The following is a 16967-nucleotide window of genomic DNA, read 5'->3' as shown; positions in this document are numbered from 1 at the left end:
AGCCGAGACAACACCTGACTTGATCAAAACTAACTGATTGCTTAGTTAGTTGCACAAAACACAAGAAAGGGGGCCACTTTGAACATCAAAAGTCTACGTCTGTTTCGTTCCATTGTTGCGACAGGTTCCCTCTCTCAGGCGGCTAATCGGTTAAATTTATCACCCTCAGCCGCCAGCCGGTTGATAACCCAGTTGGAAGCGCAGATTTCACTTACTCTGTTTTCTCGTGACAAACGAAATCTGGAGTTGTCCGACGAGGGCGTTCAGTTTTATCAGCAAATCTCAAATACTCTCGATGGCATCGATGAAATTCCAGAAATTGCCCGCGATATTCGCACCCGGACCCGCACATGGGTGTCTGTTGTAACTGCAGCACCGCTGGCCAATGGGCTGCTCGTGCCCACCATCGCGAAATTGCGCAACCAAGGTGTCGATCTTCATTGTACGGTTCACGTTGAGAGCCGATTTGAGATCGAAAGCAAGGTGGCGGTGCGTGGTTACAATATCGGACTGATTTCCCTGCCGCTTGAAAACGAAATCATTCCGCTTGATGTCATGCCGCTTTTACGGTCACGGCTATGCTTGCTTATGCCAATCGATCACCCATTGGCAAACGAGGCTGAAATCAATCCCCGTATGTTGGACGGCGTGCCAATGGTGACACTTGCGACAGGACAACGCTGGCGCTCGCGACTTGACGAAGTGATGGGGAAAGCTGGCCTAAGACCTGAGATCGCCTTTGAAACAGGGTCAACATTGGTGACGGTAGAGATGGTGCGCCAAGGCCTTGGCCTGACCTTGATTGATCCCGTGATGATGTCTCCAGCCGCGATGAATGGCCTCGCGATGCGCCCAATTGGCACGGATGAATGGCTGACTTACGCAAGCGTTCACGCCAAAGGGCCACGGGCAGAATTGTCCGAGGTCATTTTGGATGGCATGTGTGCGCATATCGAAGCACGCCGCGACGCGGAACACACCGTACGCGATCTGATATATTTGATCTAATCCGCCTTGATGAGGCCTCTCGCCAAAGCTGCGGCTTCACATGCAATGCGAGCGCTGTCCCCAATATAACCTGCAGGGTCTAGCGCGGTTAGAATTTGGCCTTCACTCAGATGGGCTGTGATAGCTTTATCGGCAAGCATGGCGTCAGCGACAGTAACCTCAGGACCCGCGTGATGCTCTAACGCATGGTGGATCAGATCATGGGCCTCCGCCCGCCCTGTATTGGGCGCAAGCATCATCATCAGTTTCTCGGTCGTAATTGCACCGCCGGACAAGTGTGCATTTGCCGCCATGCGCGAGGCATCCACCTGTGTCCGCCCAAGCAGTGCTGCAAAGCTTTCGGAGAGCGTCCAAGCAAGAGGTACGGCGCGATCCAACAAATTGCTGACAAGTTGATTGGGTACTGCGTCGCCTTCGTGACTAGAGCGCCCAGTTTCCAATGCGGTCCCAGCAAGACAACGTAGCTCCATGGCAGAGGACAGAACGCCGACAACGTATTTCGGGTTGATTTTATGTGGCATGGTCGACGACCCCATCGTGCCCGTGTCGAGCCGTTCAGACACTTCACCGATTTCTTCGGTCATCAGCAAATAGATCTCGCCTGCGATCCGTTCAATGCTCATCGCTAAAAGCGAAAGTTGCACCGCATAATCGGCAAAGATATCGTTCACCGCACGCCCAGCAACGATCATCGGAGACAGGCCCAAACGGGTAGCCAAACGGTCGTTTAAGTCTTTGCCTTGGCCGCCATAAGCATGCATCGCGCCGACAGCGCCGCCAAAGGGCAGCACAAACAAACGGCGCGCGCCACCTTCTAGCCGATCAAGCGAACGAGACAACTCTTCGATCCAGCCCGCCACTTTAAAACCAAAGGTGATGGGCAATGCATGCTGACGATTGGTCCGCCCCGTCATCAAGGTGTGCGCATAGGTTTCGGCCATATCCGCAAGGCGAGACAACGCCAAATCCAAAGCCGCACGAATTGCAGCATCTGCTTCACGGACCAACAAGATGCGCGCCGTTTGCATGACGTTTTGGGTGGTTGCCCCCCAATGCACATACGCCCCAGCGTCCCCTGCCTCTTGCGCCAACAATCGCGACATCGACAAAACTGGTGCATGCGTGATCGCAATATCAGCCCGCAGAGCATCCGCACCCAAAACATCCAAAGATGCCGCGTTACGAATATCCTGAGCAGCCCAATCGGGGATCATCCCCATGTCCGCTTGTACTTCGGCCAAGGTGGCCTCGATATCAAGCCACGATTGCCAAATGGTCTCGCGGGCAAAAAGAGTGCTGGGTGTCAGTGTCATTCGGCATCTTCCAGTTCAGGTTCGAAGCGAGGAGCCGCAGCAAGCAAGCGTTTGGTGTAGTCGTCTTGGGGATTCGCCAGCACTTCGCGGGCAGGCCCCTCTTCGACGATGCGACCTTGGTACATAACCACCACGCGATCCGCGACTTGATGAACGACGGCCATGTCATGGGTGATCAGCAAACAGGTCAGGCCCATTTCTGCGCGTAGATCATCCAACAGGTTCAAGATTTGTGCTTGAACCGAAACATCGAGCGCCGAAGTCGGCTCATCACAAATGAGTGCCTCTGGACGGGTCACAAGAGCGCGGGCAATGGCAACACGCTGCCGCTGCCCACCTGAGAGTTGCGACGGATAGGTATGCAGCAAACGTTTGGGTAAACGCACCAGTTCCATTGATGCTTCAATCGCTTTAGTTCGCGAGGCATGATCACCTTCACCACGCAATTCTAATGGACGCGCAATAATTTCGGACAAGCGCCTACGCGGGTTCAACGATGAATAAGGGTCTTGAAACACAGGTTGCACAAAAGACGCGCGCTCTGTCCCTGAGAGGGTCGAAATTTCCTTGCCTAACATGCTGACAGTGCCTTTCGTTGGAACAGAAAGCCCCAATAGAATGCGTGCAAGCGTGGATTTACCCGATCCGCTTTCGCCGATCACCGCCAATGTTTCCCCGCGTTTCAACGACAAGGACACGTTGTCCAAGGCACGTATCTCGCGTTTGGGGCCAAAAAGCCCTTTGCGGGAGTAAAAAACCTGTGTGACATTCTGCGCCACCAGCACATCTTCAGCGCCGTCTTTCGCACCAGACCCAAGCAAAGCTTCGACATGGTTGTGCAAGGTTGGCGGTTGTTCCAGCACACAGGTCGCCAAGTGATCGCCACCGTGGGCACGCTTTGGTGGGCGTGCTGTGAAACACTCGGGGCGGCTATGACTGCAACGCGGCGCAAAGATGCACCCGGTGGGCGGGCGCATAAGCGATGGCACTGTGCCAGGGATCGATCCCAACCGTCCGGGCGAACCGCCGAGATGCGGAATCGCCTGCAATAAAGACTGTGTGTAGGGATGTGCAGGCGCGCGCAGTACTTCGTTCGAGGAGCCTTGTTCAATCACTTCGCCGCCATACATCACAGCAACCTTATCACTGCGCTCAGCCACCACCGCCAGATCATGCGAGATTAAAATCATCCCCATCTGGCGTTCACGGCGCAAGTCGTCCAGCAAATCCAAAATTTGCGCTTGGACCGTAACATCAAGTGCTGTGGTGGGTTCGTCCGCGATCAACAGATCAGGGTCCAGCATGAGTGTCATGGCGATCATAACACGCTGACGCTGTCCCCCCGACATTTGATGCGGAAATTGATCAAGCCGCGCTTCGGGATCGGGAATTCCAACACGATCCAGCAAGTCGATGGCCTTTTTACGTGCGGCGGCAGCAGATAGCATGCCTTTTGCCACAGCCGCTTCGGTCATCTGTCGCCCTATGGTGTAGACTGGATTGAGCGACGTCATCGGTTCTTGGAAAATCATGCCGATCCGTACGCCGGGAATGGTCTTGGCAAAGGCTTCATCAGACAAGATCGGCAAGTCGTGATCATCAAACATCAACTGCGTTGCCGTTACATTTGCCCCGCGTGGCAGTAGACGCATAATAGCAAGGGCAGTTAGCGATTTACCCGATCCGCTTTCACCGACAATGCCCAGACTTTCGCCGCGCGCGATGGTAAATGACACATCGCGCACCGCATGAAGTGTGCCCGTAGGAAGGCTCAGAGAGATATTAAGGCTTTGAATATCTAGAATAATACTCATCCGTTACGGCCCTCCGGTGATGTAATATCGCGCAATCCATCGCCCATAAGGTTGGCGCCGATCACGAGGAAAAAGAGACAGATACCGGGAAGCACAACCAACCAAGGACGGTAGAACATGGCTTGTTTTCCTTCGGCAATCATCAGGCCCCACGACGGTGTGGGCGGCTGAATACCGACACCCAAGAAGGAAAGTGAGCTTTCTGCAAGGATCGCAATGCCCAGTTCGAATGTGAAAATCACGATAATTGAGCTCAGCAAGTTTGGCAGAATTTCATGCCAAATGATTTGACGTGATGTCGCGCCTGAGGCTTGCGCTGCCGCGATGAAATCTTGCGATCGAATGCGCTGTGTTGCTGCACGTGTCACCACCAAATAGTAGGTCCAGTGCAATACACCAACGATGCCAATCACCACCCAGATTGATGGCCCGATAATGAACACCAGCGCCATGGCCAAAAGGAGGCCTGGCAATGCAAGTTGCGCCGTTAGCAAGAATGAAATCGCATGATCCACCCAGCCTCCGAAATAACCAGCAATTACGCCAAGGGTCACGCCGATAAACAGCCCCACTGTCGCTGCCCCGAGGCCGATTGTGATCGATACACGTGTGCCATAGATCAACCGACTTAAGTAATCGCGACCGTTTTGATCAGACCCTAAGATATGGTCCCAGCTTCCACCCTCCGACCATACAGGTGGCAACATGCGTGAAGAGAGGGATTGCACATACGGATCATGAGGCGCGATGAGCGGAGCAAAAATTGCGATCAGAACCAACGCCGCAATAATACCAGAGCCGATTAGGAACCCGCGGTGGTTCAACACACGATTTCGAAAAATCTGACCTGGGGTTTGCATGCCTAGCTCGGCATCATCGCACTGCGGATCAGCATCGTTCAGTACAGCATTTGAAATGTTTGTATTGGTCATCCGATGCGGATCCTTGGGTCTAGCGCCGCATTCAGAATGTCAGCGATCAGGTTCATGGTGACAAAAACGATGGCGAAGACAAAGATCAGCATTTGCACAGTTGGGATATCAGCGCCAAGGATCGACTCGAGCGCCAAGCGTCCAAGACCGTTGATGGCAAAGATTGATTCCGTAATAACTGAGCCGCCGAACTTTTGGCCCAACTGCACAGCCAGCACCGAAATAACGGGCAACAATGCGTTGCGCATGGCGTGTCGGCGTAGCAATGCACCCCCGCGAAAGCCTTTTGATCGTGCGGTGCGCACATAGTCTGCACTCATAACTTCGATCAATCCTGTACGGGTCAGTCGCATGACAGCCGGTACAGAGGACGCGCCGAGCACGAAGGCTGGCAATACGAAATGCCGCCACGTGTCATCACCAGACACAGGGAAAATCGGAAAGGTAACACCGAAAACGATGATCATAATAAGACCAAGCCAGAAGTTAGGCACAGCTTGTGCAGACACAGCAACACCAAGAGCAAAACGATCGATCCAGCTATTCGGGTTCAACGCAGCCAGGGCACCAAGTGGAAGGGCGATTAGAATTGTGACGGTCAGCGCAGAAAGTGCCAATGTAATTGTCTCGTCGGCACGGTCCCAAACAAGCGAGGCCACGGGTTGATGCCAGTAATAGCTTTCGCCGAAATCACCGTGCAACACACCGCCAAGCCAGTCGAAGTACCGCACAGCAAGGGGGCGATCCAATCCGTAGCGGGCGCGGATGGCGTCGATAACATCTTGAGTTGCGTCCTCACCCGCGATGGCTTGTGCCGGGTCGGCCGCGACGTTGAGCAATAGGAATGCAGCCAAAGAGACTGTGAAGGCGACCAGCAATGCAAGCAGGGCACGCAGCGCGATATATCGCAACATGTAAAGTATCCTTATCGGTGCGAGGGCCAATTGCGGCCCTCGCAGAAGTCACATTATTTCCAGCTGGAATTTTGCAGGCGCGGCAACCCATCAGGGTCGAGCGGGAATTCCAATTCAGGTGACAACAGATAGTTGGCAGAATACGAAAAGAGCGGTGCCCAATAGGCTTCGTTGGCGATTTTACCAATAGCTTCGGAATAAATTTCCTTGCGCTTTTCTTGATCAGCCGTCTGTTCAGCAGACAAAACCAACTCGGCCAATGCATCGTCGCCAGACATGTTTCGGTCTGACTCATCTGAAAAGTGAATGCGAGCGATGGCTGCAGTATCCGACGTGCCGCCAGAGCCCCAAGTGCCAAAGTATGCTGGTATCTCACGCGCAGCACGCGCCTGATTGAGACTGCCGAGTTTCACATAACGCAGATCAACCTCAATCCCGACGGCCGTCAGATCGGCTGCAATCGCTTCAGATGCGGCTTTGTCACGGTACGCCCAGATTTCCAATGGAAACCCATCAGGGTATCCAGCTTCAGCAAGCAGTTCTTTCGCCTTTGCAGGGTCATACTCATAGGCCGCAGCACTTTGATCACAGCCGAATTGTGCAGGATGACACGCGGTATGGATAGCTTCCGCCGACCCCCCGATCAGATATTCTGCCATCTCTTTGGTATTCAATGCGTGATTGATCGCGCGGCGCACCAAAACGTTGGTCAACGGCCCATCGGGATTTGTGTAGCCGGCGGCATCCAATACAAGAAAACCGACACGCAAATCAGCGCCAGAACTATGTTGCGCCATTGGTGTTGCGCCAAGGCTTTCCGCAAGATCAAGAGGCACCTTGAACATCCAATCGAGACCACCAGACATCAATTCCGCCTGCTGTGTGCCGATATCGGGAATGTTGCGCACGACAATTTTGCCAATTGCAGGTTTATCGCCAAAGAAGTCCTCAAACCGTTCCAGAACCAACTTGGTCCCAGGTTCAAAACTTGCAACTTTGTATGGGCCAGTGCTGATCAAATTGCTGGCCATTGCATCGCGATCGATTTCGCCGCTGCCGTCATAAGTGCCCGATTTACGCAGCATGATCCGATTGGACATATCGCGCAAAACCAAAGGATAAACGGATTTCAGATGAAATCGTACAGTGGTTGGCGATGTCACTTCGGCGGTCTCAAGCCAGCGATCCACAACGCCAGTCGCGTTGCTTTCGCTTAGCGTGCTGCCGATCCAGTTATAGGTATAAGCAACATCTTCGGCTGTAAGCATGGACCCGTCGTGGAATTTCACATCATCACGCAAAGTGATGTCCAGCGTTGTTTCATCAACCCAGTCATACCCTGTGGCAATAGATGGGTTCATTTGTTGTGTTTCGGGATCAAGCTCAAACAGCGTTGCATCCGTAAGTTGCGCTAGAATAATATACTCGCGCTTGGTCGTGTAATTGTAATCAAGATTAAGAATTTCCTCAGACATCGCTGCCCGTAGAGTATCGTCATCAGGGCCCGCAATGGCTGGACTAAACGAAGTGGCAAGTGCAACAGCACTTGCAGCGCATAAAATGCGCCACCTGCAAGATTTCATAGTTTCCTCCCTTATTTCTATAGAGAAGGGTAACTGCGAAATTTACTTGCGTATATTGCAAATATTTACAATTCAGTTGCAATTTTTGCAGGCAATATGCGCTGCTTCAGTTCCCGTGTTAACGCGGATTACGCCCCAATTCCCTTGCCTACGCAGATCACGGCGTCCATTTATGCGCGCAATAGTCCGGAGCACCTTCGCAAAGCTGCCAACGCACTGGAGTTCGACTAGCACTCAGGTTCAATGAACCTAGGATCACTGTCTTACAAACAACAAAGGCGCCCGAAGGCGCCTTGTTTCATTGGTCGGAGTGAGAGGATTCGAACCTCCGGCCCCTGCCTCCCGAAGACAGTGCTCTACCAGGCTGAGCTACACTCCGATCGAGATTGTCGGCATTCGATTTACAAACTCGGGAAAGCTTGTTGTCGGCAATCTTGAAGTGGTCGCTCTATCGTCAATTCAACGGGTCTTGTCAAGCGCCCCATAATGGAAAAGCCTACGCGGAAGTTGGGCCGATGGATTCGCAATTCCTACCATCTAAAACCGTCTCCGACCGCCCCGAAAATGGTAGATTGCCCTTGCAGCGGCCCTGATGACGGGTAAAGAAACCGCTTGGTTCTGCCTGCTTTCCACGCGATTATCGATTGTAAGGTTGCAACTATCAAACCTGAAAATAACCTGATTGGCCCAATTTTTGATGTCTCGAGGATCCAAACAAAATCTTGATCGCCGGGTCAGCATCAGCCGGTTTACGGTTATCATCTGGCTCGTCATGACGATCCCTTGGTCGATGTATTTCCTGTATGTTCAGGATTTCGGAAGATTGTCAGTGATCCTGATCATGATGATCAATCAGATGATCGCATTGATCTTGTTTCGGGCGAAATGGCATTATCCGGCGCGCGTCTTCCATCTTGCGTCTCACATCGTCATCGTTGCCGTTGCAACGTTGTATTTCAGTGGCTCAAGCAACGTTGATCTTCTGTATATTGGATTGCTGAGTCTGCCTTTTCTGTTTTTTTCCTGGAAAGAAGAACGCAAAACGCTGGTGGTTTTCATCGCGACCATAATGTGCATGGCTATTGCCGCGCACATGTTCAGTCTGGTTGGTATACGCGCGGTATTGTTCACCTCTCCAAGCCGTCCGTCCTCTTCGCCTGAGCTCATATCGCTGGGCCTGAAAATCACCGTCTCGATTCTGGTGATGCTTGAACTCGGCTATTCCGAATGGGCGGCGGCCAAGGCCACCGATGCGGCTGATGCCGCATTGGCGAAATCGGATGCGGCATCTCAGGCGAAGGGTGACTTTCTGGCCAATATGAGTCACGAAATCCGCACCCCGATGAACGGGCTGGTGGGGATGATCGAGGTGCTTGAAACCACCGATCTAGATGATCAGCAAAACCGGGTGGTCGGAACGATCCGGAATTCGGCCTTTTCCCTGCTCAGGATCATCAATGACATTCTTGATGCAAGCAAGGTCGATGCAGGCCAGCTTGATCTTGAAAAAAACCGGGTCGAACTGCACCCGCTGATCGAATCCGTGGCCCAAACGCTGCAAACCTCTGCCGATGAAATGGACGTGCGAATTCGTCTGCTGATCGATCCCAATCTGCCGGAATGGATTTTGTCGGATTCGGGGCGGCTGCGGCAGGTTCTGCTCAACCTGCTTAGCAATGGGGTGAAATATTCCGCCAAGGCGCTGACCAAACATCAGGGCGAAGTGAAACTTCTGGCCGAAAAACAGGGAAAGAACACCCTCCGTTTCGTCTTTACAGACAACGGCATCGGGATAACCAAAGAGGTGCAGGAAAAACTGTTTTCCCCCTTTGTTCAGGGGGATGCATCCTCCAGCCGGCTGGTCGGCGGTACCGGGCTGGGTTTGGTGATTACCCGCAGTCTGATCGATCTGATGGGGGGCAACATCATCGTAAAAAGTACCCCGGGCGATGGCACAGTGGTGACGGTAAATCTACCGATGGAACCGGCAGACGGGCCTAGCCGGAAACCGGATCTCAGCGGTCTGGATGTCCTGTATTTCGATATTCTGGATGACGTCGCTTCCTCTGGTATGAAACGACTGATTTCGACCTCCGGGGCCCGTTTTGCAAGCTGCAAGACGACGGACGAACTCGACCAAATAGGCAACAGCTTTTCAGACCATCCCATCGTTCTGCTGCCTGCCACCAACAACGCGCTGTTTCACCGGCTGAAATCCGCTGTAACTGCGGCCCTTCCGCAGGCGAAATTCGTACAGTTTTCGTCTTCGCGCTCGTCGCGGTTCGGACTGGTGGACCCAAGCACCTATCTGATCCAGATCTACCCGATGATGACAAGCGAACTGCTGCGGGCCATCTCCGTGCTTGGGGGGGGTGATGCAGATAGCGTAGCGGCCACATCCTTTGGCAACACGTCTGTGGCGCGGGGGGTGGGTAAACAGGCCAGATCGGTGCCGGAGCTTGGCAAGGACTTCAAAATTCTCGTGGTCGAAGACAATTCCGTTAATCAGATCGTCTTGTCGCATCAGTTGGACCTTCTGGGCTATCCTCATGAAATCGCTTCAAATGGCCGTGAAGGTTTGGAAATGTGGCAAAACAAACGGTTTGATGCCATTTTGACGGATTGCCAGATGCCGTTGATGGATGGCTTCCAGTTGACCCAAGAAATCCGCAAAGCCGAACAGGCTCGTAATTCCGGCCATATTCCGATCATCGCGATTACTGCGAACGCCTTGGAAGGCGAAGCAGAAAAATGCCTCAACGCCGGGATGGATGCTTATCTGTCGAAACCAATAGAATTGAAATCATTGTCTGAAAAACTGTCCCGAGTTTCTCAGAAAACCCGTTAGCTGGGCATATCTGCTCATGCAGGCCTTGACCGGGCGGCCCGCTAAATTAGTTCGTAACTCCGTCGTTTTATATACATTCGACCAAGCAGTCATTGGATTTTGGGTAGTGGAACGTTGCAGCAGACAAAAAAGTCTTTGATCGTGTCGGATCTGGATCAAAGAGTCAGGCTCAGCAAATTCGCCTTGCTTCAGGCGCTGGTTTTGCTGACCCTGTGGCTTGGATATTTCACTTGGATTGGCAAAGGGGCATACGTCAATGCGGTGCTGTTGGCCGGTGCAGCCTGTCTGCCGATCGGCATTTTGCATTGGATACGATGGGACTATCTGGCCCGGGTTTATTGGAACCTCGCCTTTACTGTGACCTATCCGGCGATCGCATTAGGATTCGGCAATGGCATCGAGATCGAGCCCTTGTTTTTCCTGCTTATCAGCTTCCCGTTCCTTATGTTTTCCTGGTCCGAGGAACCGCGAACGCTTTTTACCATCGTGCTGTTGCAAACGTCGGTCGCCTTTCTCGCGTTGAGCCTTGATGTGCTGGGTATTGAAAAGGGCATGCCCAATGACGCCCTGAGCGCGGAACAGGTGGGCGCGGTTCAATGGGGTATCAACATTACCGTTGCCTACTTGCTGCTGATCCAGATGTTTTATTTTTCCTTCCTCAACAACCGTACCCAAAAACAGGCAAACTCGGCGCTGCGGCAAGCCAAAAGCGCTGCACAGTCCAAAGGCGAATTCTTGGCCAATATGAGCCATGAAATCCGCACTCCGATGAATGGTATCATTGGTATGATCGAAGTGCTGGAAACGATGGACCTGACTCCGCAGCAAGATCGATCGGTTATGACAATCCGAAATTCCGCCTTCGCGCTGTTGCGGATTCTCGACGACATCCTCGATGCCAGCCAGATCGAGGCCGGGAAGCTGAATGTTGAACGATCCAAAGTTGAATTGCGCCCTCTCCTCGAAGGTGTCTCTCAAACGCTGCAACCTATGGCAGCGGCGAAGGGAGGCGAACTTCGCTTACTGATCGATCATACACTTCCGGAATGGATTTGGGCGGATTCAGGACGATTGCGCCAGATTCTGCTGAATCTGTTGAGCAATGCCATAAAATACTCGGCCAAAGACTTGAGCGGCCAAAAGGGCATGGTCATTCTGTATTCACACAATGACCGGGACAAACAGCTTGTCATCAAGATCAAGGATAACGGGGTCGGGATGAACGACGAGGTACGGGCAAAATTGTTTGAACCTTTCATGCAGGGCGAACAATCCAGCCATCGTCGCGTTGACGGGACCGGATTGGGCTTGGTCATTTCCAAGAACCTGACCCAATTGATGGGGGGTAGTATCAGGGTCGAAAGCCAGGAAGGTGAAGGCACCAAGGTTATTGTCAGCCTGCCGCTGGAACCTGCTGATGGTCCCAGTCGCCTTCCTGACCTGACCGGGTTGCAGGTTGTTTGCTACGGTGTCGAGGACGAAATTTTTCGCGAAGGTCTGGCGCAAACATTGGGCTCCGGCAGAATTGTTAACCGATTCATTGACGATATGGATCAGGCTGAAAAGCAAATTCCCGCACTCGCAGATCGGTCGGTCCTTATTTTCCCTCCGATGGACGCTGAAAGGCGCACCCGGTATCAAAAAAGGTTCGAAGAGCTTTCTCCCGAACTCCGTTTTATCCATTGCAGTCCGGTGAGGTCCGACAGGTTGGGACTGATTTCACAAAACACTTATCGGATTCAAGTCTATCCGATGATGACAAGCGAATTCTATTCCGCGCTGGCAATTCTGAGCGGCAAAGAACCGCGAAGGTTCAATATCGCTGAGTCAGACGTAAAAAATGTCCAGTCCGATCTGCGGCCCGAAGACTGCAGCGTACTGGTGGTCGAAGACAATGAAATCAATAAGGCGGTTCTCAGCAAACAGCTCGAAATTCTGGGCTATCCGCATGAACTTTCCTCCGACGGGATGGAAGGGTTGGCGAAATGGAAAAACGGGGGTTTTGGCCTGATCCTGACAGATTGTCATATGCCGCGCATGGACGGTTTTGAAATGGTCGCTGCAATTCGTGCGGAGGAGACGAATAGGAACGCGCAGCCTGTGCCGATTATCGCGATCACCGCAAATGCGCTGGAAGGTGAGGCCGAAAAATGTCTTGCAGCAGGGATGGATGACTATCTTGCCAAACCGATCGAACTTAACGCGCTCAAATCCAAAATTCTGATACAGATGAAAAACCCAAAAATGCTCGGGTCCAATTGACACGGTTCGATGCTGGATCGTTCGTTGTCATTGATCGGTGGTATCGCCGAAATGGGCGAAGGCACGTGTTCAGATCAACGGCCGAAGGGCTGCGGTTATGATTTACGACGGTTTTTGTTGACCCGTAAAAGTGACATGCCAATAAAAACGGCCCACTGACGAAGCGGGCCGTTTTGTTGTTCTTCAAGTCCGAACTTATAGGCTAGCGTTCAGCGCCGCGACGATGGCATCGCCCATTTCGCTGGTCGAAACTGGCGTTACGCCTTCTTCACCCAACAGGTCTGCCGTGCGCACGCCATCGGCCAGCACCTTTTCCACCGCCGCTTCCAGACGGTCGGCCTCATCGCCTTTGTCGAAGGAATAGCGCAGCGCCATTGCAAAGCTGAGGACACAGGCGATCGGGTTGGCCTTGCCCTGACCGGCAATATCGGGGGCCGAACCATGTACCGGCTCATACAGCGCCTTGGGGCGGCCATTGGCCATCGGTGCGCCAAGGCTGGCCGAGGGCAGCATGCCAAGGCTGCCGGTCAGCATCGCCGCCGCATCCGACAACAGGTCACCGAACAGGTTGTCGGTGACGATCACGTCGAACTGTTTGGGCCAACGGCACAACTGCATCGCGCCCGCATCAGCGTACATGTGGCTGAGTTCCACATCCGGGTATTCCTTTTCATGCACTTCCGACACCACGGCGCGCCACAGGATACCCGATTCCATCACGTTGGCCTTTTCCATCGAACAGACCTTGTTGCCGCGCTTGCGCGCCAGTTCGAAGGCCGAGCGTGCAACGCGTTCGATTTCGCTTTCGGTATAGCGTTGGGTGTTGATCCCCACCCGTTCGTTGCCTTCTTCGAAGATGCCGCGCGGTTCGCCGAAATAGATGCCAGAGGTCAGTTCGCGCACGATCATGATGTCCAGACCGGCCACCACGTCTTTTTTCAGCGACGAAAAGTCGGCCAAAGCGTCGAAACACTGCGCCGGACGCAGATTGGCATAGAGATCCATTTCCTTGCGCAGCCGCAACAACCCGCGTTCCGGCTTCACGCTGAAATCCAGATCGTCGTATTTCGGGCCGCCCACGGCGCCCAACAGAACCGCATCGACTTCTTGCGCTTTTTCCATGGTTTCGTCGGTCAGGGGGGTGCCATGCGCGTCATAGCTGCAGCCACCAACCAAGCCTTCGCTGACATCGAAAACCATGTCACGTTTCGTGCCATACCAGTCGATGATCTTGCGCACTTCGGCCATAACTTCGGGGCCGATCCCGTCACCGGGCAGAATAAGAAGCGAAGGGTTGGTCATGTCTCAGGTCCTCGGATTACAATTCTGGAAAACGCCTATCCCTTGAGGCTCCGAGGGTCAAGAAATGAAGGGTGCCAGACCTTCGGACAACTGGTCCCAGACCGCAGCGATCCGCGGCGTGTGACGCACTGCCTGCGGTGCTGCCAGCCAGACCGGCAACGGCGGGATTTCCACTCCGATATCCAGTAACTCGACTTCGGGGTCGACGGCGATCATTCTTTGCTGCCCAAACCCCACACCGCACCCCGCACGGATCAGTTCCCAATACACATTCTGATCGTCGCTGCGGGTGGCAAACCAATCCCGCGTCGCCGGCCAGCCCATCGCGCGCATACCGCGCAGGATCAGTTCGCTTTGGTCATAGCCGACCAGCGCGTGATCCATCATTTCCTGCGCCGTTTGCGGCCGACCGCACCGATCCAGATAGGATCGCGCGGCGCAGACCCCCAACCTGATCTCGCCTAGTTTGCGGGTGACGATTTCCAACTGTTCGGGCCGGTACATGCGTACGGCAATATCGGCTTCGCGAAACAGCAGGTTGTCGCTACGATCACTGGCGACCAGATCAATACACACCCCCGGCAAAGCGGCGCGAATGTTCGCCATGATCCCGGGCATATAGTGCAACGCCACCACCTCGCTGGCGGTGATCCGGACGGTGCCGGTTGTGGTGGTGTCGTGCCCTGCGACGGTCAGGGCAATATCATTCATCGCCTCCTGCATCCGCTTGGCCGCAGGCAGAATTGACTGTCCCGCTTCGGTTAGGTCAAAACCGCGCGGTTGACGTGTGAACAGTCCTGCGCCCAGATCGGTTTCAATCTGCCGGATTTGACGACCCAATGTTGGCTGGCTGACACCTAATTGCCGCGCCGCCGCCGACAGCGATCCCAATTCCGCCACCGCCAGAAAGCTGCGCACCAAAGCCCAATCAGTTTGATCCAGATCTGCCATGCACGAATGAATACATAATCTTCATTTGCTGGCAATATCCATTCAAACGCGAACGGATTATTCCTTTCTACAGAGAAGTAAAAAGGATCGAAAAATGGAACAGACAGTATTGATTTTAGGTGCCAATGGACGTTTCGGTGTCAATGCCGCGCGCGCCTTCGCCGCCGCCGGATGGAATGTGCGTAAATTTGACCGCAGCCGAGACCGGCTGGAACAGGCAGCCAAGGGGGCCGATGTTATCGTCGCCGCCTGGAACCCGCCCTATCAGGATTGGGGCAAACAGGTGCCCGCGCTGCACGCCGCTGTGCGCAAGGCGGCATTGGCGAACGACGCCACGGTGATCATTCCCGGCAACGTTTATGTGTTCGGGCCGGACGCGCCGTTTCTCTGGGGCCGCGACACGCCGCATCTGGCGCAAAACACTCTGGGCCGGATCCGGATCGAAATGGAAGACGCCTATCGCCGCGAAGGGGTGCGGACCATTCTGCTGCGTTCGGGCGACTTTCTCGATACCGAAGCGTCGGGCAACTGGTTCGACGGAATCATGGCCAAGAATTTAGCGAAAGGTACTTTCACCTCGCCCGGCCGCAGCGACATTCCTCACGCCTGGGGCTATCTTCCCGATCTGGTGCGGGCGGCTGTGGCCTTGGCGGAAAAACGCGACGAACTGGACCGCTTCGCTGACATCCCGTTCCCTGGCTATACGCTCAGCATCGAAGATATCGTGGCAGAGATTTCAAAACTCACCGGCCGGCAAATCAGGCTGAAGAAAATGGCCTGGTGGCCGATGGCCTTTGTCCGCCCCTTCATACCGATGCTGAAAGGGGTGTTTGAAATGCGGTATCTGTGGAACCTGCCGCATCGTCTGGACGGGTCCGTTTTCAACCAACAACTGCCGGGTTTTGAACACACACCGGTCGAACAGGCGCTGTCAAAGGCAATCGCGCCGCTCTTGCCCGACGGCGTGATGAAGCTGACACATTCCACCATCTGAAAAACACCCCACCGCGCGGTGCGTTTCATTGGTCCAAGACCAGATCGACCCAGACCAGCCGGTGACGGCTGGCCTGATCCACCACCGGTGCGAACGAATCTTCTGGTCCGGGCGACACAACTCCGGCCGCCAGAACCGGCAGATCGGCAGCGGGCAGAATGTAATCCACACGCATCGGGCCGGTCTGTTTCCAGATGACCGTATCTGCATGCCCCGACCCCGAGACAGGCACAGGATCGCGCAGTCGCGGATCGTTCAACAACGCCCGCAGCGCCGGTTTGCGCCCTTCGCCGCGCGCCATATCGGCGTTGGCATCGCCGGCGATAACGAACGGCCCAGTTCGTGCCCCTGGCACGGTGCCATCCAGATAGGCCAGCCACAGCCGTAATTCATCGGCATTGCGGTATCCGTTGCGATCCTCTGGCCCGTCAAAAACCGGTGGTGAGGCGTGAAATACCAGAAGGGTGATCCGTCCGCCGCCGGGCAGCAACACCGGCACCGCCCAATGCCCGACCGAACTGAGCCGTTGCACGCTTGCGGCTTGCGGTCTCAAAACACCCGGTGCGCGTGGTCCTTCGGCCCATTCCTGCTGCGCCCAAAGCAATCCAGACAGATCGACAACTTCGTCGGTCAGGATGGGAAAGCGTGACAGTACCGCCATGCCACCCTGACCGGAAAATAATCCATAGCCCTGCGCATCGCGCGGCCCGCCGATGCGGCCATCTCCATCCAGATCAATTCCGGTTTGCCAGCCGCTATTGGGTCTGAGCGCGAAGGTATGTGGGTATTCCTGCCCCAGATCGGCAATCCCGTCCCTAAGCGCCGAAATCGCAAGCCCATTAAAATCGTAATCAATCCCCTGCAAGACCACGATATCGCCCCCGGCTCGGACAATCACCCGTTGCACTGCGGTCACCTGAGGATCGTTCTTGCCGATATCGCGCAGTAAAAGGCCCGGGCCTTTGCGGGCAAGTTCGGTGTTGAAACTGGCAATGCGTATGGTGTCGGCCTGCGCGGACGCGGCGACAAGCCACCCCATCAGGATC

12 protein-coding genes and 1 tRNA gene are annotated in these 16967 nt (G+C 54.3%); 4 read left to right on the top strand and 9 right to left on the bottom strand.

All coding sequences use genetic code 11. From position 1 onward, the window contains the following. Nucleotides 1-78: 78 nt before the first annotated feature. Entirely contained in the window at nt 79-1008 is a 930-nt protein-coding gene (locus tag TG4357_RS07310) for a LysR family transcriptional regulator (RefSeq protein ID WP_074646747.1), read from the top strand. Here TG4357_RS07310 and TG4357_RS07305 read toward each other — a convergent pair. From TG4357_RS07305 to TG4357_RS07280, 6 genes are all read right to left on the bottom strand, one after another. After that, nucleotides 1005-2321 (bottom strand): lyase family protein, encoded by a 1317-nt coding sequence (locus TG4357_RS07305; protein ID WP_058262196.1) that lies wholly within the window; start codon nt 2319-2321, stop codon nt 1005-1007. The genes TG4357_RS07310 and TG4357_RS07305 overlap by 4 nt on opposite strands. Then, nucleotides 2318-4135, bottom strand: a complete 1818-nt coding sequence (locus TG4357_RS07300) for an ABC transporter ATP-binding protein (RefSeq protein WP_058262195.1) — start codon at nt 4133-4135, stop codon at nt 2318-2320. The genes TG4357_RS07305 and TG4357_RS07300 overlap by 4 nt, the downstream gene beginning before the upstream one ends. Continuing rightward, nucleotides 4132-5067 (bottom strand): ABC transporter permease, encoded by a 936-nt coding sequence (locus TG4357_RS07295; RefSeq protein WP_058262194.1) that lies wholly within the window; start codon nt 5065-5067, stop codon nt 4132-4134. The genes TG4357_RS07300 and TG4357_RS07295 overlap by 4 nt, the downstream gene beginning before the upstream one ends. Continuing rightward, on the bottom strand, nt 5064-5981 hold the full coding sequence (locus TG4357_RS07290; protein WP_058262193.1) for an ABC transporter permease: 918 nt from the start codon (nt 5979-5981) through the stop codon (nt 5064-5066). Before TG4357_RS07290 ends, TG4357_RS07295 begins: the two co-directional genes overlap by 4 nt. Nucleotides 5982-6034: 53 nt before the next feature. After that, on the bottom strand, nt 6035-7456 hold the full coding sequence (locus TG4357_RS07285; RefSeq protein WP_233487443.1) for an ABC transporter substrate-binding protein: 1422 nt from the start codon (nt 7454-7456) through the stop codon (nt 6035-6037). A gap of 410 nt (nt 7457-7866) precedes the next feature. Then, nucleotides 7867-7943, bottom strand: a tRNA-Pro gene (locus TG4357_RS07280). A 393-nt stretch (nt 7944-8336) separates the two neighbouring features. Between TG4357_RS07280 and TG4357_RS07275 the strand changes: the two genes are divergently transcribed. Further along, nucleotides 8337-10412 carry an ATP-binding protein gene (locus tag TG4357_RS07275; protein ID WP_158509058.1) on the top strand — a complete coding sequence of 692 codons (2076 nt, stop codon included), beginning with the start codon at nt 8337-8339 and terminating at the stop codon, nt 10410-10412. A 114-nt stretch (nt 10413-10526) separates the two neighbouring features. After that, complete coding sequence (locus TG4357_RS07270; RefSeq protein ID WP_058262190.1) at nt 10527-12674, top strand: hybrid sensor histidine kinase/response regulator; 2148 nt, start codon at nt 10527-10529, stop codon at nt 12672-12674. Nucleotides 12675-12869: 195 nt separating this feature from the next. Here the strand turns inward: TG4357_RS07270 and leuB are convergent, their stop codons facing one another. Together leuB and TG4357_RS07260 are read right to left on the bottom strand one after the other, a co-directional pair. Next, on the bottom strand, nt 12870-13976 hold the full coding sequence (gene leuB / locus TG4357_RS07265) for a 3-isopropylmalate dehydrogenase (protein WP_058262189.1): 1107 nt from the start codon (nt 13974-13976) through the stop codon (nt 12870-12872). Nucleotides 13977-14033: 57 nt separating this feature from the next. Continuing rightward, the gene (locus TG4357_RS07260; protein ID WP_058262188.1) at nt 14034-14927 is read right to left on the bottom strand and encodes a LysR family transcriptional regulator; all 894 of its coding nucleotides are present in this window, start codon (nt 14925-14927) and stop codon (nt 14034-14036) included. A 94-nt stretch (nt 14928-15021) separates the two neighbouring features. Here TG4357_RS07260 and TG4357_RS07255 point away from each other — a divergent pair, with 94 nt between their 5' ends. Then, complete coding sequence (locus TG4357_RS07255) at nt 15022-15921, top strand: Rossmann-fold NAD(P)-binding domain-containing protein (protein WP_058262187.1); 900 nt, start codon at nt 15022-15024, stop codon at nt 15919-15921. Between the two features lie 25 nt (nt 15922-15946). On the opposite strand, the gene TG4357_RS07250 is transcribed toward TG4357_RS07255, so the two are convergent. After that, nucleotides 15947-16960 (bottom strand): endonuclease/exonuclease/phosphatase family protein, encoded by a 1014-nt coding sequence (locus TG4357_RS07250; RefSeq protein ID WP_058262186.1) that lies wholly within the window; start codon nt 16958-16960, stop codon nt 15947-15949. Between the last annotated feature and the right edge of the window lie 7 nt (nt 16961-16967).

This window comes from Thalassovita gelatinovora, from assembly GCF_001458355.1.
Taxonomy (GTDB): Bacteria; Pseudomonadota; Alphaproteobacteria; order Rhodobacterales; family Rhodobacteraceae; genus Thalassobius; species Thalassobius gelatinovorus.
The sequence above is the reverse complement of the archived record's forward strand: the minus strand, read 5'-3'. Positions and strand labels throughout refer to the sequence as shown.

Bases quoted from the DNA above. Each gene is read 5' to 3' on its own strand.
- TG4357_RS07305 (WP_058262196.1), bottom strand. From the start codon at position 2,321: ATGACACTGACACCCAGCACTCTTTTTGCCCGCGAGACCATTTGGCAA.
- TG4357_RS07300 (WP_058262195.1), bottom strand. From the start codon at position 4,135: ATGAGTATTATTCTAGATATTCAAAGCCTTAATATCTCTCTGAGCCTT.
- TG4357_RS07295 (WP_058262194.1), bottom strand. From the start codon at position 5,067: ATGACCAATACAAACATTTCAAATGCTGTACTGAACGATGCTGATCCG.
- TG4357_RS07290 (WP_058262193.1), bottom strand. From the start codon at position 5,981: ATGTTGCGATATATCGCGCTGCGTGCCCTGCTTGCATTGCTGGTCGCC.
- TG4357_RS07285 (WP_233487443.1), bottom strand. From the start codon at position 7,456: ATGTCTGAGGAAATTCTTAATCTTGATTACAATTACACGACCAAGCGC.
- TG4357_RS07275 (WP_158509058.1), top strand. From the start codon at position 8,337: ATGACGATCCCTTGGTCGATGTATTTCCTGTATGTTCAGGATTTCGGA.
- leuB (WP_058262189.1), bottom strand. From the start codon at position 13,976: ATGACCAACCCTTCGCTTCTTATTCTGCCCGGTGACGGGATCGGCCCC.
- TG4357_RS07260 (WP_058262188.1), bottom strand. From the start codon at position 14,927: ATGGCAGATCTGGATCAAACTGATTGGGCTTTGGTGCGCAGCTTTCTG.
- TG4357_RS07255 (WP_058262187.1), top strand. From the start codon at position 15,022: ATGGAACAGACAGTATTGATTTTAGGTGCCAATGGACGTTTCGGTGTC.
- TG4357_RS07250 (WP_058262186.1), bottom strand. From the start codon at position 16,960: ATGGGGTGGCTTGTCGCCGCGTCCGCGCAGGCCGACACCATACGCATT.